This is a genomic window from Streptomyces silaceus (assembly GCF_001419745.1).
Classification (GTDB): domain Bacteria; phylum Actinomycetota; class Actinomycetes; order Streptomycetales; family Streptomycetaceae; genus Streptomyces; species Streptomyces silaceus.
On the sequence record NZ_LIRJ01000498.1, the window covers coordinates 1 to 3373 of the forward strand.

Sequence of the window (3373 nt, forward strand, 5' to 3'; positions counted from 1 at the left end):
AGCCCTGCGTCACGCCTCAAGTCCAAAGACGCCAGATGACGCTCGGCGCTCCGTGCGCACATACCCCCACGTCCCCTCAGGCGCGCGTGCGGGCGCGCCCCGGTGGGGGCCGTTCCCCGCAAGTTGCGGCCGGTGGGCAACCAGCCGTCCCCGCTGTGGGCAGTGCCCACGGTGCCAAGGGGCGACAAAGGAGGCCCCAAGCCCGGTGCAGGCGGGCACAGCCCACGGTGCCGAGGGGCGATGAAGGTGGTTTCAGCCCGGCGCAGCCGACCGGTGCCGGGCACGGGGGAGAGGGAAAACGGCAGAAGCCCCGCCGGAGGGGCGGGGCTTCTGGAAAGAGTGGCTGGGGCCGGGATCGAACCGGCGACCTATCGCTTTTCAGGCGATCGCTCGTACCAACTGAGCTACCCAGCCACGCGATCCACGAGGAATCGCAAGCGGTCCTGACGGGATTTGAACCCGCGGCCTCCACCTTGACAGGGTGGCGAGCACTCCAAACTGCTCCACAGGACCAAGCGTTGTGCGAGAACAAGTCTCGCACAGGGTGTTGCGTGCCCCCAACGGGATTCGAACCCGTGCTACCGCCTTGAAAGGGCGGCGTCCTGGGCCACTAGACGATGAGGGCTAAGAGGCCCGCCGTGTGCGCCGCAGCGCGTCGGGGACGTGAGAAGCATATGGGATGCGGGGAGCTATCGCCAAAACGGTTTAGGGAGAGGGGCTGGGAGCGGACGGCGAAGGCGTCGCCCCGGGCTGGTTCTCCTTGGGCAGATGGCGGCTGACCTCCGCCTTCGTGAGGCCGAGCCCACCCAGCTCGATCTCGTCCCAGGCCTGCAGCCGCTTGCTCGTACGGTCCAGATAGAGGATCGACGCCTGGACCGGGTCGGGGTACTTGCCCTCGACCGCGCGCAGCCCGCTGCCACCCGTCGACCCCTCCACGCGCAGCCGCGTCCCCTTGTCCATGACCTCCATCTCCCGATGGTGGACGTGACCCGCGAGGACCAGCGGCACCTCGCCGTCCGTCCCGCGCGCCGCCGTCGGATTGTGGGCGACCGCGACGTCGACGGGGGTGCCGGCCGCCCGCTCGGCGCGCAGGGCCGAGGCCAGCCGGATGCCGGCGATCCGCTCGACCGGGTCGCCGGCCGCCTTCACCGAGCGGTCGGGGGTGTACTGCGGGTCGCCGATGCCGGCGAAGCGCAGGCCCGCGACGGTCTCGGCCTTGCCGTCGTCGAGCACGTGCACGTTCTTGAAGCGCTCCAGATAGCGCTGGGTGCGGTGCGAGTCGTGGTTGCCGCGCACCCACACGTAGGGCGCGCCGAGGTCCGCGATCGGGTCGAGGAAGGCGTTCTCGGTGGCCGAGCCGTGGTCCATGGTGTCGCCGGAGTCGACGATGACGTCGATGTCGTACTGCTCGACGAGGGAGGAGATGATCTTCCAGCTGGCCGGGTTGAGGTGGATGTCCGAGACGTGCAGGACCCGCATCGTGGTGGGGTCCGGCTGGTACGTGGGGAGCGTGGACGTCACGTCGTAGAGCTTGGTGACGTTGGTGACCAGGCGCGCCAACTCCTGCTGGTAGACGTCGAATTCGCTCACGATGCTGCGCGCGTTGCCGACCACGGAGGGGGCGCTGCTGAGCAGGCCGGAGAACTTCGGCTCCAGGACGGACTTCGGGTTCCAGGTGGCGTACGCGGCCGTGCCCGACGCGGCGAGCAGGGCGAGGGCCAGACCGCCCGCGGCGAGCGCGCGGCGGGGGCGGCGGTAGACGGCGAGGCCGAGCGCGGTGGCGCCCGAGACGACGGCGACGCAGGAGCGCACGGCCAGGTCGAGCGTGCCGTGCCCGACGTCGCGCGCGACCTCCTCCTGGAGCCCGGAGAGCCGCTCGGGGTGGTCCACCAGGGCCTGCGAGCGCACCGGGTCCAGGCGGTCCACGTCGACGTCCAGCCGGATGGGGGCGGTGTGGGAGCGGAGTTCCAGGGCGCCGAGCGGAGAGACGTTGATCTTCGTGCCGCCCGACACGGACGGGCGCAGCGTCATCCGGGTGTCCATGGGGCCGACCGGCGCGCGCACGCTGCCCACGATCAGCAGGCCGAGCCAGGCGCCGAGCAGCACGACCGTGATCAGGCCGAGGGCGCGGGCGTAGGGGTGCGGCGGGCTGACCAGTTCGGTGACGGGGTGGGTGCGGCGGGCGCGGTAGTGGCGGACGAGGGCGGCACCCGCCCTCCGTACGCGGTGCAGGACGACCGTGACGTCGCGTGCCATTGGTCCCGTATGCCCAACTGGAGGGACGGGTATGCCGGGACGGGACGGCCGCCGTGGCCGACAATGGGTGCGTGCTGGAGATGACGCGCGAGGAGTTCGAGGAACTGGTGGCCGAGGCGCTCGACCGGATTCCGCCCGAGTTGACGCGGCTGATGGACAACGTCGCGGTGTTCGTGGAGGACGAGCCGCCCGCTGACGACCCCGAGCTGCTCGGGCTCTACGAGGGCACGCCGCTGACCGACCGGGGCGAGTGGTACGCGGGCGTCCTGCCGGACCGCATCACGATCTACCGCGGTCCGACGCTGCGGATGTGCGCGTCGCGCGAGGACGTGGTCGCCGAGACGGAGATCACCGTGGTGCACGAGGTGGCCCACCACTTCGGCATCGACGACGCCCGGCTGCACGCGCTCGGGTACGGGTGAGCGAGGGCGTCCGCCCTGGTGTGCGGGGGCGGCGCGGGCAGGGGTGGAGGTCCGTGTCCTCTTGCGGGCCGCGGGAGTTGGGCAGGGCGTCCCGATTCTCAGCGCCTCAGGAGGTGCTCGGCCGTGCGCCAGTTGTACGTACCCGTCCGATGGGCCGTGGTCGCGATGGCCGTCGCGGCGACGGCGGGCTGCATGAGCGTCAGCGACGACGACGGGAACGCCCCGGGGCCGGGGCGCTCCGCCGGGCACCGCAGCGGGGCGGCCGCGCCCGACGGCGGGCCCGTGACGCAGGGCGGCGACCTCGACGCCGGCGACGAGCGCGGGCAGGGCGGCGGCCGGGGCAAGGGGAAGGGCAAGGGCAAGGGGAAGCACGGCAAGGACGCGCCGGACGCCCGCGAGTCCGCCTCGGGGGACGCGAAGCCCTCGGAGTCCGCCGACGCGTCGGCCCCCGCGGAGCCGTCGAAGCCGGGCAAGCCGGGGAAGCCCACGCCGACGCGGCCGAAGCCGACCCCGACGCCGCCGAAGCCCACGCCGACCGAGCCGAAGCCCACGCCCACCCCGACGCCGGATCCGACCACGCCCGAGCCGTCGTCGTCGGAGGGATCGGGGCAGGACGCACAGTTGCAGCGGCGGGACGACGGGATCGGGGAGCGCGAGCCGTCGCCCCAGGTGGGGCCCCGGTAGGGGCTCGGGGG

At 72.6% G+C, this 3373-nt stretch carries 3 protein-coding genes and 3 tRNA genes; 2 read left to right on the forward strand and 4 right to left on the reverse strand.

What is annotated here, in order from left to right; genetic code table 11:
• Nucleotides 1-340: 340 nt before the first annotated feature.
• The 4 genes from AOK22_RS35270 to AOK22_RS35285 all read right to left on the reverse strand — a co-directional run bounded on the left by AOK22_RS35270 (nucleotide 341) and on the right by AOK22_RS35285 (nucleotide 2256).
• A tRNA-Phe gene (locus AOK22_RS35270) sits at nucleotides 341-414 on the reverse strand.
• Nucleotides 415-438: 24 nt separating this feature from the next.
• Nucleotides 439-513: transfer RNA gene (locus AOK22_RS35275), tRNA-Asp, on the reverse strand.
• 39 nt (nucleotides 514-552) lie between these two features.
• A tRNA-Glu gene (locus AOK22_RS35280) sits at nucleotides 553-625 on the reverse strand.
• A gap of 80 nt (nucleotides 626-705) precedes the next feature.
• Nucleotides 706-2256, reverse strand: coding sequence for a metallophosphoesterase family protein (locus AOK22_RS35285; RefSeq protein ID WP_055702783.1), 1551 nt, complete (start codon nucleotides 2254-2256; stop codon nucleotides 706-708).
• Nucleotides 2257-2327: 71 nt separating this feature from the next.
• Here AOK22_RS35285 and AOK22_RS35290 point away from each other — a divergent pair, with 71 nt between their 5' ends.
• The gene (locus tag AOK22_RS35290; RefSeq protein WP_193433263.1) at nucleotides 2328-2678 is read left to right on the forward strand and encodes a metallopeptidase family protein; all 351 of its coding nucleotides are present in this window, start codon (nucleotides 2328-2330) and stop codon (nucleotides 2676-2678) included.
• Between the two features lie 123 nt (nucleotides 2679-2801).
• Nucleotides 2802-3362 (forward strand): hypothetical protein, encoded by a 561-nt coding sequence (locus tag AOK22_RS35295; RefSeq protein WP_055702784.1) that lies wholly within the window; start codon nucleotides 2802-2804, stop codon nucleotides 3360-3362.
• Nucleotides 3363-3373: the final 11 nt, after the last annotated feature.